The sequence below is a fragment of the Cyanobium sp. BA5m-21 genome (genome assembly GCF_024346235.1).
Classification (GTDB): domain Bacteria; phylum Cyanobacteriota; class Cyanobacteriia; order PCC-6307; family Cyanobiaceae; genus Cyanobium_A; species Cyanobium_A usitatum.
Genome location: NZ_JAGQCO010000007.1, coordinates 13762 through 26868, shown reverse-complemented (window position 1 = coordinate 26868; position 13107 = coordinate 13762). Strand labels below are relative to the sequence as shown.

The 13107-nt window shown below is 61.6% G+C and carries 18 protein-coding genes; 10 read left to right on the top strand and 8 right to left on the bottom strand.

All coding sequences use genetic code 11. From position 1 onward, the window contains the following. Nucleotides 1-8 precede the first annotated feature (8 nt). Together hemC and KBY72_RS03580 are read left to right on the top strand one after the other, a co-directional pair. On the top strand, nucleotides 9-959 hold the full coding sequence (hemC, locus tag KBY72_RS03585) for a hydroxymethylbilane synthase (protein WP_254993088.1): 951 nt from the start codon (nucleotides 9-11) through the stop codon (nucleotides 957-959). After that, nucleotides 934-2952: a chloride channel protein gene (locus KBY72_RS03580; RefSeq protein WP_254993083.1), complete on the top strand. Its 2019-nt coding sequence runs from the start codon at nucleotides 934-936 to the stop codon at nucleotides 2950-2952. Before hemC ends, KBY72_RS03580 begins: the two co-directional genes overlap by 26 nt. Before the next feature lie 279 nt (nucleotides 2953-3231). On the opposite strand, the gene KBY72_RS03575 is transcribed toward KBY72_RS03580, so the two are convergent. The 4 genes from KBY72_RS03575 to KBY72_RS03560 are packed head-to-tail and all read right to left on the bottom strand — an operon-like array spanning nucleotide 3232 to nucleotide 6283. Next, on the bottom strand, nucleotides 3232-3720 hold the full coding sequence (locus KBY72_RS03575; protein WP_254993080.1) for a L,D-transpeptidase: 489 nt from the start codon (nucleotides 3718-3720) through the stop codon (nucleotides 3232-3234). Between the two features lie 14 nt (nucleotides 3721-3734). Next, nucleotides 3735-4322: an inorganic diphosphatase gene (locus KBY72_RS03570; protein WP_254931998.1), complete on the bottom strand. Its 588-nt coding sequence runs from the start codon at nucleotides 4320-4322 to the stop codon at nucleotides 3735-3737. 30 nt (nucleotides 4323-4352) lie between these two features. Beyond that, entirely contained in the window at nucleotides 4353-5897 is a 1545-nt protein-coding gene (locus KBY72_RS03565; protein ID WP_254931999.1) for a carboxypeptidase M32, read from the bottom strand. 47 nt (nucleotides 5898-5944) lie between these two features. After that, nucleotides 5945-6283 (bottom strand): ArsR/SmtB family transcription factor, encoded by a 339-nt coding sequence (locus tag KBY72_RS03560; RefSeq protein ID WP_254993079.1) that lies wholly within the window; start codon nucleotides 6281-6283, stop codon nucleotides 5945-5947. 102 nt (nucleotides 6284-6385) lie between these two features. On the opposite strand from KBY72_RS03560, the gene KBY72_RS14390 reads away from it, so the two are divergent. The 7 genes from KBY72_RS14390 to KBY72_RS03530 all read left to right on the top strand — a co-directional run bounded on the left by KBY72_RS14390 (nucleotide 6386) and on the right by KBY72_RS03530 (nucleotide 9762). Further along, nucleotides 6386-6694: a hypothetical protein gene (locus KBY72_RS14390; RefSeq protein WP_315859518.1), complete on the top strand. Its 309-nt coding sequence runs from the start codon at nucleotides 6386-6388 to the stop codon at nucleotides 6692-6694. A 16-nt stretch (nucleotides 6695-6710) separates the two neighbouring features. After that, complete coding sequence (locus KBY72_RS03555) at nucleotides 6711-7523, top strand: rhodanese-like domain-containing protein (RefSeq protein WP_315859519.1); 813 nt, start codon at nucleotides 6711-6713, stop codon at nucleotides 7521-7523. Nucleotides 7524-7541: 18 nt separating this feature from the next. After that, nucleotides 7542-7724 carry a rhodanese-like domain-containing protein gene (locus KBY72_RS03550; protein ID WP_254932001.1) on the top strand — a complete coding sequence of 61 codons (183 nt, stop codon included), beginning with the start codon at nucleotides 7542-7544 and terminating at the stop codon, nucleotides 7722-7724. A gap of 42 nt (nucleotides 7725-7766) precedes the next feature. After that, entirely contained in the window at nucleotides 7767-7955 is a 189-nt protein-coding gene (locus tag KBY72_RS03545) for a YgaP-like transmembrane domain (protein ID WP_396121862.1), read from the top strand. A 101-nt stretch (nucleotides 7956-8056) separates the two neighbouring features. Then, entirely contained in the window at nucleotides 8057-8431 is a 375-nt protein-coding gene (locus KBY72_RS03540; RefSeq protein WP_254961737.1) for a hypothetical protein, read from the top strand. Between the two features lie 437 nt (nucleotides 8432-8868). After that, nucleotides 8869-9003 carry a hypothetical protein gene (locus tag KBY72_RS03535; RefSeq protein WP_254993078.1) on the top strand — a complete coding sequence of 45 codons (135 nt, stop codon included), beginning with the start codon at nucleotides 8869-8871 and terminating at the stop codon, nucleotides 9001-9003. A gap of 435 nt (nucleotides 9004-9438) precedes the next feature. Further along, on the top strand, nucleotides 9439-9762 hold the full coding sequence (locus KBY72_RS03530) for a hypothetical protein (protein ID WP_254961733.1): 324 nt from the start codon (nucleotides 9439-9441) through the stop codon (nucleotides 9760-9762). 89 nt (nucleotides 9763-9851) lie between these two features. On the opposite strand, the gene KBY72_RS03525 is transcribed toward KBY72_RS03530, so the two are convergent. The 4 genes from KBY72_RS03525 to arsS all read right to left on the bottom strand — a co-directional run bounded on the left by KBY72_RS03525 (nucleotide 9852) and on the right by arsS (nucleotide 12609). Further along, entirely contained in the window at nucleotides 9852-10373 is a 522-nt protein-coding gene (locus KBY72_RS03525) for a LexA family protein (protein ID WP_254941659.1), read from the bottom strand. Nucleotides 10374-10442: 69 nt separating this feature from the next. Then, on the bottom strand, nucleotides 10443-11036 hold the full coding sequence (locus KBY72_RS03520; RefSeq protein WP_254961732.1) for a hypothetical protein: 594 nt from the start codon (nucleotides 11034-11036) through the stop codon (nucleotides 10443-10445). Continuing rightward, nucleotides 11033-11413 (bottom strand): PilZ domain-containing protein, encoded by a 381-nt coding sequence (locus KBY72_RS03515; RefSeq protein WP_254961731.1) that lies wholly within the window; start codon nucleotides 11411-11413, stop codon nucleotides 11033-11035. The genes KBY72_RS03520 and KBY72_RS03515 overlap by 4 nt, the downstream gene beginning before the upstream one ends. A gap of 182 nt (nucleotides 11414-11595) precedes the next feature. Next, entirely contained in the window at nucleotides 11596-12609 is a 1014-nt protein-coding gene (gene arsS / locus KBY72_RS03510) for an arsenosugar biosynthesis radical SAM (seleno)protein ArsS (protein ID WP_254961730.1), read from the bottom strand. Nucleotides 12610-12661: 52 nt separating this feature from the next. Between arsS and KBY72_RS03505 the strand changes: the two genes are divergently transcribed. Beyond that, nucleotides 12662-13057, top strand: a complete 396-nt coding sequence (locus tag KBY72_RS03505) for a Hepatitis C virus core protein (RefSeq protein WP_254961729.1) — start codon at nucleotides 12662-12664, stop codon at nucleotides 13055-13057. Nucleotides 13058-13107: the final 50 nt, after the last annotated feature.

Sequence of the window (13107 nt, the reverse complement as noted above, 5' to 3'; positions counted from 1 at the left end):
TGCCCCTGATGGCCAACCCCCTGCGCATAGCCTCCCGCCGCAGCCAGCTGGCCATGGTGCAAACCAACTGGGTGCGCGATGAACTGATCCAGGCCCACAACGGCCTGGAGATCACGATTGAAGCGATGGCCACCCAAGGGGACAAGATTCTCGATGTGGCCCTCGCCAAGATCGGCGACAAAGGCCTTTTTACCAAGGAGTTAGAGGCTCAGATGCTTGTTGGACAGGCTGATATCGCCGTCCATAGCCTCAAGGATCTGCCAACCAACCTGCCCGAGGGGCTGATGCTTGGCTGCATCACCGAGCGGGAAGATCCCGCGGATGCCTTGGTGGTGCATGAACAACACCGGGATAAGAGCCTGGCAACCCTGCCCGCAGGCGCCGTGGTAGGCACCAGTTCCCTGCGCCGTCTAGCCCAGCTGCGCCACCACTTCCCGCACCTCAGCTTTAAGGATGTGCGCGGCAACGTAATCACCCGCTTGGAGAAACTTGATGCTGGTGAGTACGACTGCCTGATCCTGGCGGCCGCTGGCTTGGGACGGCTTGGTTTGGGGGATCGCATCCACGAACTGATCGACCCGTCCATTTCCCTCCACGCCGTTGGCCAGGGTGCCTTGGGTATTGAGTGTCGAGAGGGCGATGCCGCCGTACTCGAGCAGATCAAGGTGTTGGAGCACCAGCCCACCGCCCGTCGCTGTCTGGCTGAGCGAGCCTTTTTGCGTGAGCTGGAGGGTGGCTGTCAGGTGCCCATCGGCGTTAACAGCCGCTTTGACGGGGATACGCTTGTATTAACAGGAATGGTTGCAAGCATCGACGGCCTGCGCCTGATTCGCGATCAGGCTTGCGGTCCCCAGAGCGACCCTGAGGCCATTGGGATCGCCCTTGCCCATGCTTTGAAGGCCCAGGGCGCAGGCGAGATCCTGGAGGAGATTTTTGCAACTGTCCGGCCCGAAGCCTGAACCAGCGCCAGCGGCGGCCAGCCCCGTTGAAGCCGAGGCACGCGCCCTTCCCTATCAATGGAATCTGCTGGCCTGGGCTGCCCTGATTGGGGTGCTCACGGGACTGGCAGTGGTGGCCTTCCACGAATTGCTGGGCTTCATCAATAACGGGCTGTTTGGACCTTTTGTGGAGGGGCTTCTAACGGTTGGTCGTAGCCAGCCGCCGGAGTTAGCAATCGAATTGCCGCTAGCGGCTGCTCCTGATACGGGCACACCTCTGCGGGCCCTGCTCCAGGTGGGTCTCGGCGGGCTTGGCTTCCTGCCACCGCCCCCGGCCGTTCCTGAGCCGCTGCCCCTGCCGGTTTCCTCCCTGCCCGATTGGATAAGTCTTTGGCCGGTGGTTGTGGTGCCCACCCTGGGGGGCTGGGCCGTTGGTCTTTTGCGCCGCTATGGCGGTGACCTGGGCCCTGGCCTACCCAGCCTGATGGCGATGGCCGATGGCGCCGTAAGCGCTCGGCCCCGCTTGCCCTTTCAGCGCCTGCTGGGTGCATCCCTCAGCCTGGGCAGTGGTGCCTCCCTCGGCCCGGAGGGGCCCAGCGTTGAGAGTGGCGGCAATATCGGTCTGTGGGTGGCCCTGCGCGGCGGGCTCTCTCCCCAGAGTCAGAAAGCCCTGGTGGCCGCGGGAGTGGCCGCAGGTCTGGCGGCGGGATTCAAGGCACCCATCGCCGGGGTGTTTTTTGCTTTTGAAGGAAGCTTCAGTGCCGTTCAGGGCCGGCCCAGCTTGCGGGCGGTGCTGGTGGCGGCGGTGGCTTCCTCGCTGGTCACCCAATTGCTGCTCGGGGACACACCGATTTTGCGCTTGCCTGCTTATGAGGTGCGCTCACCGCTGGAGTTGCCCCTTTATCTGGGCTTAGGCCTGGTGGCAAGCTTGATGTCCTGGGCCTTGGTGAGCCTGCTGGCTGCAGGCCGCAGCGAGCGGCTTCAGGCCTGGCTGGGCCAGCTGCCGCCAGGCCTGCCCACCGCCCTAGGGGGTGCCTCTGTGGGTGTGATGGCTCTGGGTTTTCCCCAGGTGCTTGGTGTCGGCTACGACACGATTGAAGCCCTGCTTGGCAGCGAGGGTGGCGTGCCCCTGCTCACCTTGCTGGTATTGCTGGGCGTCAAGCTATTAGCAACTGGTATCAGCAATGCCACCGGCTTTGTTGGCGGTGGTTTTGCCCCATCCCTGTTCCTGGGAGCGGTGCTCGGCAACTGCTACGGCCAGCTGCTTGGTGATAGTGGCCTGCACCTGCCGGTGGCTGAGCCACCCGCTTACGCCATGGTGGGCATGGCAGCTGTGCTGGCCGGTAGTGCCAGGGCTCCTCTTACGGCCCTGTTGCTGCTGTTTGAGCTCACCCGCGATATTCGAATTGTGCTGCCGCTAATGGCCGCCGCCGGCCTCAGTGCTGCCTTGGTGGAGCGCTGGCAGGGCCTGGCTGATCCGGGCTTACTTGGGCCTGACCCCCAAGAGGAGCATCGCCGCCGCCAGTTGGCCGCCCTGCAGGTGGCTGAGGCTTTCGAGCCCGAGCCACCCCTGGTGCTGGCAGCTGAGTTACCAGCCAAAAAGGCCTTGCTTCAGCTGGTGGAGGCCCACGGCCACTGTCTGGTGGTGGCTGATGGGGCTTGGGTGGTGGGGCTGGTCACCCTGGCTGATCTGCAGCGGGCCCTAAGTGCCGAGCGGGAGTTCAATGACGACGGGTCTTCACCGGTGCCCACCTTGCTCTCCTGTCGCCGCAGTGACTTGGTGTGGCTGCCGATGTCTGCCCAGCTTGCTCAGCTGGAAGACCAGCTCAGGCCAAATGGCTTGCGCCAATTGCCGGTTTTTGATGTGCCGGCTGCGGCGGCGGCAGCCCTGCCCCATGGCCTTCCCAATCCCGGTTTGCCGGTTGCTTCTCTACGTGGCTTGGCCAGCCGCGATGGCATGGCCCGGGCCCTAGCGCGCCAGCTCACACCCCCTGGGGATGGGGCTCAGGATTGAGTCTGAAGCTGGCTACAGAGCGCCTGGGCTGCTGGATCAACCGCACTTAACCTGGCCAGTATCCGCTCCAAATCAAGGGGTGAAAGCTCGCCGTCACTGGCCCACTTCAAGGTGGTGCTCACTTGGGGTTCGCAGGAAGGATTGGAGTGGGGAACCGCAGACATAGACGCAGTCGAAAGGCCTCATGCCTTGTTTTGGCCTTATGAGGAACGCCGATAACCCCAACTTGCGGCTGCAGCTGGGGTTATCTCCAGAATATTTTCCGACAATCGGCTGGCTTCAGCGCTGCACGATTACCGGCGTACCGACTTCCACCTGATCAAATAAGGAGCGCACATGCTCGTGGAGCATGCGCACGCAGCCATTGGTAACGGCTGCGCGTGATGTCACCGTCCAGGACCAAGCATTTGGCGTGCCATGGATGCCGTACTGGTTGGGTCCGCTTTTCTGGAATCCAAGCCAGCGATCGCCTAATGGGCCATTTGGTCCGACGGTGGAGTTGATCTTGCCGCTTTTGGTGCTCTGGTATTTGGGATTAACAACCTTGTTTTGCACCGAGAAGCGCCCTACTGGTGTGGGGGTGCTGGGATCGCCAATCGCCACTGGCCAACTGCCCAGCACCTTGCCGCCTTCACGCAGGCTGATCGTGCGCTTATCAAGCTGAAGCACAATTTCCCGGCTGTTGCTCTGGGCCTGGACAGGGGTCCAAGCCGGAGCCATCGCCAGGGCTGCTGCGGCAATCCAGAGCGGTTTGAGGTAGTCAGCCATGGTAATAAGGGCGCTTAGTTAACCAGTTTGGCGTCGATGATGTGGAGATAGCGCCGTTCGCACTCCTTAATGATGCTCACAGCTTCTGCTGGCTCCAAGAAGCCATTGACCTTGCAGGTGCCGGGTTTTTTGAGGTCTTTGTAGTGCTCCCAGTAGTACTGGGTTTCCGTGACCCACTGCTCACCAAGCTGGGTGAAGCTGGTGATGTGGTCCATGCGCTTGTCATCGGCCAATACGGCGATCACCTTGTCGTCGACCTCGCCGCCGTCGTCAAAGGTCATGATGCCGATGATCCGAGCTTCCACCAGCGATCCCGGCACTAGGGGCTCGGTGACACCGACAATTTCAATATCGAGGGGGTCGCCGTCCTCGTCCCAGGTGCGGGGGATGCAGCCGTAGGCGAAGGGGTAGGCCAGCGACGAATAGCCGACGCGATCCAGCTTGAGGTGGCCGGTTTCCGTGATCAATTCGTACTTGTTGATCGTCATGGAGTTGAGCTCCACGATCGCGTTCACGCGCAGCTTGGCTTCATCGGCGAAGGCCGGCAGCACGTGCAACAGGTTGAGCATCGTGCGGCTCGGGGCGTGGTCGATGTTCGCCATGAAGCGGAATTTGAGTGGCTAAGCAGCATCCTAAGTATCTGCCTGCAGGCGCTCCAGCTTGTTGCGCAGATAGCGAAGGAAGGCTGCCGCGCTGAGCCTCTGGCCACTCACCTGTTCCACCAGCTCTTCCGCATTGACGCTGCGGCCCAGGGGATAAACCCTGCTGGCCAGCCAGTCCCGCAGGCTGCTCTCCTTACCAGCAGCGATCGCGGCCTCGATGGCACCTGGGCCGCCAAGCTCCTGCTCCATGGTTTCCGCGAGTTGGGCGCTGATCAGATGGCCCAGGGCATAGCTGGGGAAATAGCCAAACAGGCCTTCTGCCCAGTGGATATCTTGCAGACATCCCTCCGAATCGCTTGAAGGGGTACGGCCCAGCAGCTCGCCCATGCGGCGGTTCCATAAACCTGGAAGCTCCGCCACCGGCATGTCCTGCTCGAGTAGGGCCAGCTCCAGCTCAAAGCGCAGCACGATGTGCAAGCAGTAGCTGAGCTCGTCGGCTTCCACCCGAATCAGGCCGGGCCGCTGGGGATTGAGCCCTCGCCAGAAGCCGAAGGCGCCGCCCCAGGGATCACTGCCACTGCCACCGCCACTGCCTAAGCCGGCGCAGAAGCGCGGATGCCAGCGCTCGGCGAAGGCGCGGCTGCGGCCCACCCGGCATTCCCAGAACAGCGACTGCGACTCGTGCACCCCCATCGAGGTGGCCTCACCCAGCGGCCAGGGGAAGTAGTGGTTGCCCGTGCGGGGCAGGCCCTGTTCATATAAGGAGTGGCCCCATTCATGGGCGGTGGCAAGGAAGGCCGAGAGGGGCTGATCCGGCACCACCCGGGTGGTGATGCGGAAGTCCTGGGGGCCCACGGTGCAGGAGAAGGGATGGGCTGAGCGGGAGCGTTGGCAGTAGGCCGGGTCGTAGCCCCAGCTGTTGAGTAGCTCGCTGCAGAGATTTTCCTGCAGGGCTTCGGGTAGCTCTGGCAGGGGGGACACCTGGGTTGCTGCTACCTGCTGGAGCAGGACGGGCAGCTCGGCCTGCAGTGGGGCAAACAGCTGCTGCAGCCGTTCTTTGCTGACGTCGGGCTCAAACGGCTGGGCCAGGATTTCCCAGGGGCTGCGGTGTTGAACTTCAGCGGCGGCAAGTTGGGTCGCTTGTTCGCGGCGTAGGCCGATCAGACTTTCCAGTGCCGGAGCAAAGATGCTGAAGTCGCTGCGGCGCCTTGCCTCCTGCCAGATGGCATTGCCGCGCGACTGGGCTTGGGCGATCTGGGCTACTAGCTGGGGATCTAGGCAGCGCTGGCGATTTAGCTCAAGCCGCAGTAGCTGCAAGTTGCGGCGCACCGCCGCCGGAGTGCTGGCTTGCAGCTCGGCTTCCGCCGCCCCGACCAGATCGGCGTAAGCAGGGCTGCTCTGGCGTTCGTGTAGCTGGCTGGCCAACAGGGCCAGTTGGTCGCCACGCCATTCGGCACCGGCCGCCGGCATCACCGTGTTCTGGTCGTAATAGAGGGCACTGCTGATTGAGCCCAGCAGCTGGCTCTGGCGCAGATGCTCCTGCAGCTGATCTAGGGGCGATTTTGCCTGCGCCATGGGGAACTTTTGCTAGGGCCATTCTTCCGGCTTCAGGGCCGGCGCGCTCAGGCTGATTGCAGTTGGGCTAACTGGTTCTCCAGACGTCGCTTGAGTCGGGTCTGGACCAGGGAGCAGAGCTCGTCTACCAAGGCGCCTTCGGCACTCCAGATAGTGCGCACCCCATCGCGCTCGCAGCGCACTAGGCCCGCCCGCTGCAGTTGGCCGAGCTGGCGGCTGATGTGGGATTGGGAGAAGCCAGTGGCTTCGATCAGTGCTGCCACATCCAGGGGCCCTGCCCTGAGCTGACAAAGCAACTGGAGGCGCGCCGGCTCGCTCAGCAAACGGAAAAACTGGCAGTACTCCTCCAGCAACTGGGGAGACGGCATGGAGCTGGAATAGGCCATCTATTAATTATGTCGCAGCTATGTCGCAAGCCGCATTCCCCCGAGCGACCCCGGACGCGACGCCTTTATGCGGCTATGGTCATAACAAGCTGCAATGCCGCGATGGTTGTCGCCCCGTTTACGCCGATTTCCCTGCGGGCAGCGGCTGGAGGGGGATCCCTGCTCTTCCGCCAGCTTTTTGATGCCCAGACCGGCACCTTCACCTACTTACTAGGCGATGTTTCCAGTCGCCAGGCGGTGATCATCGATTCGGTGTTTGAGCGCCATGGCCGGGATCTTGCCCTACTCCGTGAGCTGGGGCTCAAGCTGGTGGCCTCCCTCGATACCCATGCCCACGCCGACCATGTCACCGGCAGCTGGCTGCTGCAGACAGGCCACTGGCTGTGCAATTGGCCTGTCTGCAGCCGCTAGGGCGGAAAACGTGACCATGCCCCTGCAGCACGGGGATCGGCTCTCCTTTGGCGTTCGCTGGCTCGAGGTGCGCAGCACCCCAGGTCATACCAATGGCTGCCTCAGTTTTGTGCTCGACGATCAGTCGATGGCATTCAGTGGTGACGCCTTGCTGGTACGGGGCTGCGGTCGCTGTGACTTTCAGCAGGGCAACCCCCATACCCTCTGGGCCTCGATTACCCAGCAACTCTTCAGCCTGCCCGACTCCTGCTTGCTCTATTCAGGGCACGACTACGAGGGCCGCACGGTCAGCTCGGTGGTTGAAGAAAAAGCCTTCAACGCCCGCCTGGGCGGTATGGCCACCGAAAGGGATTTCGTTGGTTACATGGAGTCGATGCAGTTGCCCCACCCCCACAGGATCGCCGAAGCCCTGCCTGGCAACATGCGCTCTGGCAAGCCCATTGATCAGGACGTCACCAGCCCTGCTGCAAACCCATGTTGGGCGCCATTGCAACGCAGCTATGCGGGCCTGCCCGAACTTCCCCCCGCCTGGGTGGCGTCCCACCGTGATGGCCTCAGCTTGCTGGATGTGCGTTCGGCTGAGGAATATGGCGGCCCCGACGGTCGGGTGGCGGACAGCCTGCTGATTCCCCTGCCGGAACTGGAAGGTCGCATCTCCGAACTTCGCGTCAATCAACCGGTGGTGGTGGTCTGCCACTCCGGCAGCCGCTCGGCCCTGGCTACCCAGCAGTTGCTTAAGGCCGGCCTCAGCCAGGTGGCAAACCTCCACGGCGGCCTGGCCCGCTGGGCGGATGAGGGCTACCCGCTGCAAGGCGTCGCTTCCACCTGATCAACCTCCTTATCAGTCATGAAACCAGACCTCGATACCCGTCTCAATGCCCAGGAACTAGCCCGGCAGCTGGCTGAAAAGCGGGTCAGCGTGATCGATGTGCGCGGGGCAATGGAATTGGCCGGCGGGCACATCGAAGGCAGCGTCAATGTGCCTTGGTGCTGGTATGCCACAGCGGTCGCCGCAGTGCCCAGGCTCTAGCCCAGTTGGTGCGGCACGGGCACACCAGCCCCCCTGCCGCTGATGCGCCAGGTTCAGATCGCCGCTGGCTCTTTGGTGCTGCTCGGTCTGGGCCTCGGCAGCTGGGTGGCGCCGGCTTGGATTCTGCTCAGCTGGTTGGTGGGAGCCGGCCTGGTGTTTGCTGGCATCAGTGGTTTTTGTGGCATGGCCCGCCTGCTGGCCCTGATGCCCTGGAACCGGGCTTCGATTTGATGGCAGCAGGCGCTTGCCCATAACACCTGGATGGATGCAGGCGCTCCACTACAAATCATGCCCAGCGGTTGATCACTCTCTGGATTGCCTGGTTGCTGGCCATGCTGTTCCACGTGGATTTGGGCTTGATGCCCTTATTCCACGGGCAGTCACCCGAGATCAACAGCCAAGTCCCATTGGGAGCCTTGCCGCTGCTGCTTGGTGCCATGCTCGGCTATTTTTTCCTGCCATTACTGGCAATCGTGCTGATCTCTTTCGCTGATTCAGCCATCGGTCCAGGGATTCGCTGGCGGCTGTTGAGGCGGCTGCACTTTTGGCTAAGTGTAGTTTACCTAATTACTAATATCCTGCATCTTCTGGCAGATATCTTGGTGCCAGATGCACGCCTTGATCAGATCATGCTGATGGCGGTGATGACCCTGCTTGGGTTGTTGATCAATATTGAAAGCTGGCACTGGTGGCGCCAACATCACTGAAGGAATGCCTGCTTGAATAGCTGGCCGCTTTGTCTTTTTCGCAACCATTTAGTCTTTGTATTTTGCATTTGCTGGCGAGGCCGATAAGCCCTGAAGACAATTATTTATTCCTAGAACTCCAGCCTTAACGAAACCAACTTTCGACCGGCTGGCCGCACTGACCTGACGGGGGAGGTGGACGCCGCACGGCCTGACAGCCTGGAATGCTACGACGCTTCTGGGACACCTGGAAGCTTTGGCAAAATTAGCCTTAACTCTCAATCACTAATTCACCAATTCAACCCATGTACCAGTGCATTATCTCACAGTCCCGTGGTGAAGCATTGTCGTTTAGGTGTTGATATCCGATTGCACATCCTCCACCAGTATTGGCATATATTTGTCATATCGGTTCAGGTCCCTTCACAATCATGCCAAGAATTACCGTTGAGCTCTCCGTGGAGGAGCATCGAGCTTTAAAACTTTTAACCATTCTCGAGGGCAAGAAACTTGGTGCCGTCTTAAAAGAGGCAATTAATTCCTACCTTGTGGAAAAGGGTGCTCACGATCTCGAGGTCAAAGGCAAGCAGTGATTTCAGTTGAGCGTATCGGGTGTTGCCGCCACCAGAAGATCAAGCACCTCGCGATCTTCGAGCTGATTAAACGCTGCACACCACATGCCCACGGATTAGAGGTGCTTCACCAGCATCAGGATTTCGAGTTAATCGACTTGCTGGCCCAGTTGCTTGGCCGTTTCGCCATACCGCAACCTTTCCTGCCGAAATAGCGCCGATCGCGAGCTCGGGTTGCAGAGAATTGGCCACCTTTCGCACCGACTGGGTGGCCACGGGAAGCCGCAATTACCCGCCAATGGCGACGGCTACCGAAGAGCACTCCAAATCTCTTTTAGTGCATGAGTGGATCAGAACCGCCCTAAGCGCGTTGCTGGGCCAGGTTGCCGCACTGGCTGCTCGACTAGGCGCGGCTGCGTCTTTTCGGCTATTACAGGAAGACCTTGACGCTTAGACATGCGCCGCATTGCTGCATTTCCCTGTCTTTTGACCCTTTGTACTACTGCTTCCCTGCTTGCACCCTGCGCAGCCCAGGCTGGCCAAACAGACGCCAAGGCCGCGCCCACCAGTGGCACCGTTGAATACAAGTCGAACGTCTCTGAAGTGGACTCCTGCAATCAGGCCCAATACCGCATGCCAGCCAATGCAACCGCTACGGCCATGCGGCTCTCAACTGCCATCAAAGGTGAATACGCCACCTTCACCTGCCGGGTGAAGTGGAGCCTCTCGCCCGCTGCTCGGCCCACCTATCGCCCGATTTTGTTCTCCCCTTCAGCCTGACCCCCATGCCCCGTACGAATCAGCCATCTCCGCGCACCGTCAAGTTGCAGATCCTTGGCGCAGTGTTTGTGCCAATGGGATTGCTAGGCCTATGGCTTTATTCCAAAGGCTTCTGGTGAACGCTTAAAGGCGCTTCCTCGGACTCGCGATTGCGGCGATGGCTTCCAGAGGTGATGTACCGCATGGATCACCACGCCCCAGATCAGCAGGTCGGGATCGTCACCTTGTAGGGCAATGGCGGGGCTAGTGGCATCGCTGGCCACCAGGCGCCAATGGGGAGGTGTTCCCTCCAGTCGCCGCAGCAGAAAGCGCCCCTCGTGCACGGCGACCACGATGGAGCCAGAACGGGGACCCACACTGCGGTCGACCACTAATAAATCGCCGTGATGAATGCCCTCTCCGCGCATGGCATCGCCGTCTACCCGCATCAAAAAGGTGGAGCTCGGTCGCGGAATCAGGGCTCCATTTAGATCGATTGTTGCCTCGATGTAGTCATCGGCAGGGCTGGGAAAGCCTGCGGCCACGGTTTCGCCGGCCAGGGGCAAAAGCAGGGGCTCGAGGTCGTGATGCGCTGGCTGCAAGGGACCAAGCCAGATCAGATCGCTCGCCATGGCAATCCCCGAAGGCCGACACACTATGCAAAATAGTACGGCCGTACTGTCTTGCATTGTGGTCGCGGCTCAGTCGCCGCAGCCCCTGCTCACCACCTCGTTGCGCAGGGCGATTAGATCGGCTGCATCGGGGCGCTGGGGTTCAAACAGCAGGGCCCAGGCCAGAGACACATCTCCAGCTTCCAGGGCCGTTTCGATCGCTGCCAGCCAAGCAGGGGGGCTCTGGCCTAGGGAGAGGATCAGGGCCGCGGTGCGGGCCATCCGCTCGGCGTCCGCACCCACTAATTGCACTTGGGCAAAGCTGCCCTCTGCCGCCTGCTCAGGCCTCAGACGCATCAGCACCACCTCGCCGGGGGCAATGGGGGCCAGGGGCCAGGCCAGGGGTGCGCGGAAGGGGCGCCCGGCAGGCGCAAGCTGCTGCCAAACCAGCAGGCCCTGGCGCTCGATGCGGAGCTCCAGCAGGGGTTCGACCACTACGAGCAGGGGCATGGGTGTGGGCACCAGGCCAATGGCATCCCCTTCTGTCACCGGCTCCACCCGGGGGTTTACCACGCAGACCGCTACTGGATCCACCGGCCGCTGCAGGGCTTGGGCAGAGTTCGCAAGCAGCCAGCCCAGCCCAAGGGGTATCAGCAGGGCTGGGCTAAGACGCTGCTTGCTCAACTGAAGCTACCGAATGCCGTGCCAGAGCGGAGGTCGCCAAAACCACCCACGGGCGTGTAGCCACCGCTGCGGCGCATCAGAAAATTCAAAAAGGTGGTGCTGAAGTCGACTGTTTCAAGAAAGCGCACCCCCACATAGGAGGCAGACTCCAGCCGATCGACCCAGAGGGAGCTGGCCCGCAGCCGGATCGGATCGCCGAAGGTGGGTTGGTGAATCGTGAGGGTGCCGACCAAGCCAGGCACAACAGGCTCGCGGATGGGAAACAGCAGGCAGGCACCAGAGGCGCTCACATCCCAAAGGCGACCAATAAACTGCACCGGATCGACATGAAAGTCGATCGGAATTGAAATGCTGATTGAGGGGACAATGTGCCTCACCTCGTTCCTTGGGGAAGGATCTGGCCTTGAGGAAGTATCCGGCATCAAGTCAAATGCAGGCGGATATTCGTAAAAATCCGGGTGTGCACATTACCCAGTAATGTCATTACATCGTAGTGAAGCGAGTCGAAAAGCCAACTGAGAAAAGGCAGAAAATTTTGAGCGTGGCCAGGTGGTGGCATTCAGCCCGCGGCGCGGCTTAGGGCCCCGCCGCAGCTAGAGCCCCCCCCGGCGGTGCAGCCAAAGCAATGATCTGCCACTGCCACCGCATCCCCCTGCGGATCCCAGCCCAGCAGTTCGCCCAGATGGCGCTTGGGCCGGCCAGCTGCGCTCAGACCAAGCTGCTGGTTGAAATCGCAGTCATAAAGCCAGCCCTGCCAGTCGACACTGATCAGGGAGCGACACATGACCCGCTCGAGGTTGGCGCCGCAGTGCTTGTTTTTCAACAGGGCTTGGTAGGCCTCCAGCTTTTCCTGGGCTTGGAGCCAGCTGGCAAAACGCTGGATCGGCATATTGGCTAGGGCGTAGAGGCTGGTGAACACCACCCCGAAGTCGGCGGCGAGCACCCGGCGGTAGTCGGCCTCCAGCTGGGCTTGGGGAGGGGGTAGCTCCGGCCCCTGGGGGTTGTATACGAGCTGCAGCTCTAGGCCGCTGCCTGCCTGGCCGTAGCCAAGGGCATTGAGCTGGCGTAGAGCCTCGATGCTGCGCTCAAACACGCCGCTGCCTCTCTGGCGATCAACGTTTTCGGCGGCATAGCAGGGCAGGGAGGCCACCACCGTGACGCCCTGATCCGCCAAAAAGCGAGCCAAATCAGCTTGGCCGGGTTCCGACAGAATCGTGAGGTTGCAACGATCGAGCACCTCGACGCCAAGCTGGCGGGCAGCCACCACCAGCTCCCTGAACTGGGGATGGAGCTCCGGCGCTCCACCGGTGAGGTCGAGGCAGCTCAGCTGGCGAGCCGCCAGAACCGGCGGGATCAGGGCCAGGGTGGCCGGATCCATCATTTCGGTGCGGGATGGTCCAGCGTTGACGTGGCAGTGGCTGCAGGCCTGGTTACAGCGATAACCGAGGTTCACCTGCAGGGTTGTCAGGCGTCCCCGTTGAAGCGGCGGGAAGGCCGTTGCTGGACCTTGGGCTCCTATTAGGGGCGGGGCGGAATGGAGTTGCAATCCCCGTTCATTTGCGAACGCCACCATCTTGCCGCCTACCCATGAACGAGCATGGTGAGTCGCTAGCACCCAGTTTGCGATGTTGCAGCAGCCCCCCCGCGGCTACGTCACCCTGGCTCGCCTGGGTTTGGTTGCCAATGGTCTGGCCATTCCCCTCGGCCTGGCGGTAATCCTGCTGGATCCCACCTGGCGCACGGCCAATCTGGTTGTGGGCGCCAGTGCCGTGCTGCCTACGGCCGTGGTGGGCCTGGTGGCCTCGATCGCCCTGCTCAAGTGGCGTGCCTGGGGACAGATCCTGGCGATCGTGGCCCTGTCTATGGCCCTGGCTGTGGGGCTGCCTTACGGAATCGTGCGCCTGGCTCTGCTCAGTGAGGGCCGATTGCTCACCGCAGTGCTGTCTGGTCTGCTTTGGGCGGCTACCACTGCTGCGCTGGTTTTCTGGAGTCGGCCCAGCATTCGCCGTTACTTGATCTGAGCTGGCCGGTCTATCGCCGTGGCCACCAGCCCTCGAATGCGGGGAGTGAT